Here is a 2209-nt window from a genome sequence, read left to right as displayed (position 1 = left end):
CTCCTCATCGATGCCGGCCACGAACCCGACGCCGGGATGGCCCGCCAGGCCAGGGACCAGGGAAGGCCACCGATGCTCGAGGGCCTGGAGACTCAGGCGCCGGTCACCGCGCAGGTACACCAGGCCCAGGTTGCCCGAGCCCAACACGACCACCGGATCCTCCGCGCCGCCTGGGCCGGAAGTCTGCTGTGCCGGCGTCTCTTGTGCCTTGGTCAGCACCTCGTCGGCACGGCCGGCGAGCTTTCCGGACAATCCGCCAGAGGCAACGTCGCCGGCGAGGGAGTCCGCGCGCCCGAGCCCCTCGACGGACGCGTCCACGTTCTGAACGTGTTCCTGCATCAGTTCCGCGCACAGATCACCAAGCGCCTGGCCATACCGGTCCGCGAACGGCGTGCCCTGGGACTGGCCGTGGTCCGAGAGCACCACCAGCCGGTAGCGGCGGGGAGCGGACCCGGCGAGTTCGGCCAAGGCACCGAGCGTGCGGTCCAAGCCATCCAGGGCTGCAAGCGACTCGGGGCGGAACATGCCTGCGTGGTGGGCGATCTCGTCGTAGTCAACGTAGTCGACATAGATGCACTTCGTGCCGCGACGCAGTTCCTCTGCCACCAGCGCCGTGTTCAGGTCCCGCAGCAGACCGTTGGTGACTGCCCGCAGCAGGGCGAAGGTCCAGTCCCGCCGCACCCGCGGATTGAGGTCACGTTTGACCTGTCTCCGGGCCTGCCAACGCTCCTTGAAGATCTCGGCGACGGTCCGCGTGAAGCTGCGCATGAAGCCGTTCGGGGTGGCAAAAAACCAGGCGAACGCCCGGCGGGTTTGGGTCGAGCCGCGCCGGACCTCTACCCGGCTCATCGTCAAAAACGAGCGGGGCGCGTCACCGGTGAACAGGTTCGAGATGGAGACGCCGTCGTCGCAGAGCAGTCCCTGGCCGGTGCTGTGCCTGTCCTCGATCACCCGGGCGTCTGCCGGACGGTTGGCCACCAGGACGCGTTGGAGCTCACGGTCATACCACCGGAAGGCCGGGATCCCGGCGACCGTGCCGTGCAGAATGCCCATCTGGCTCGCCGGCGTCGTGCAAGGCAGCTGGGGAGTCCATTCACGGAACTGATAATCCCCCGAGGCCAGCCAGCGGCGGAGATGGGGCACTCCCCCGGACTGGATAGCCCACTGCAGCACCGGGAAGGGGACCCCGTCGAGCTGGACGAACAGGACACCGTCCACCTCCGGATCGGTCACCGTTTCCTGCCGGCGTGCCCGTCCTGCCAGCGAGGTGATGAGGCCGTCATCGGTTCCGGCTGTGGTGGCCCACGAAATGAGCGTGCCCACCACGGCACTGACCCAGGTAGCGGCGAGGGCTGTCAACGGCGTCGACTCGATGCCGGGCACCAGACGGATGGCGACGTACATGATCAGGGCCTGCCCCACCAGGGCGGTAAGAAGTACTGCCACCCAGCCCACCCTGGCCGAGATCTCCACCAGCACGGGGCGCAGGACCAGGCCGACGAGGCCGGCTGCCGCCGCCACGGCGGCGTATGACCACCAGCTGGCCGCAGAGAACCCCGGCAGCAGGGCGCCGGTGATAATGAGGGCTACAGTCGAGGCAGCCCAGGCAAGGGCCAGCCTGGCGAGGTCTGATATTCGGGCGCCGCGGGTGCGGGCAACGCGCGTCGGCATTTTCCCAGTATGGCTGTCGGCAACCGGCTCGCACCCACCCTCACAGGGTGAGAATCACGGGCCGGGAGAAAATCAGTCAGCCTGCGCGGTGTCCGGTCCGCGATCGCCGGGGGACGTTCCCGCGGGCGCAGCAGGCCCTACGGGCTAGTCGTCCTCGTCCTTGTCCCAAGCCTCATTGCGCGCCTTGACCTTTTCCAGGGCGTGTTCGGCTTCCTCACGGGTCTTGTACGGTCCGATCAGCTGACTCCAGTCGGACATCGCGTCTTCCTCGATCTCGTGGGTGTTGACGTTGTACCAGTATTCGGGCATCGGGGCTCCTTCATGGCCCGGAGCGTGTCCGGGTGTCTTTTCCGGGGTGCATTTTCCGGGCTGTATTTTCCGGGGCGAGCCCGGGGGCTTATATGATCAATCTATGCCTTCTCTAGCCTCAACTGCACCCATCGGCACGCTGGTCCAGGGGACAGTGAGCCCGCAGCTTCCCGTGCCGCCGTCCATCCCGCGTCCGGAATATGTGGGCAAGCCGGCTCCTGCGAAGTTC

Annotated in this window: 2 protein-coding genes and 1 pseudogene; 1 reads left to right on the top strand and 2 read right to left on the bottom strand. The window is 67.2% G+C overall.

The window, feature by feature from the left end; all coding sequences use genetic code 11:
* On the bottom strand, positions 1–1671 hold a 1671-nt coding region (locus AC1DHX_RS20655), incomplete at its 3' end, for a phage holin family protein (RefSeq protein WP_476900456.1).
* A gap of 144 nt (positions 1672–1815) precedes the next feature.
* Positions 1816–1980 carry an SPOR domain-containing protein gene (locus AC1DHX_RS20650; protein WP_018772367.1) on the bottom strand — a complete coding sequence of 55 codons (165 nt, stop codon included), beginning with the start codon at positions 1978–1980 and terminating at the stop codon, positions 1816–1818.
* A 103-nt stretch (positions 1981–2083) separates the two neighbouring features.
* Between AC1DHX_RS20650 and AC1DHX_RS20645 the strand changes: the two are divergent.
* Positions 2084–2209: pseudogene (locus tag AC1DHX_RS20645) on the top strand (type I methionyl aminopeptidase); the annotation flags it as partial.

This window comes from Arthrobacter sp. 05N33_2 (assembly GCF_056397425.1).
The sequence above is the reverse complement of the archived record's forward strand: the minus strand, read 5'-3'. Positions and strand labels throughout refer to the sequence as shown.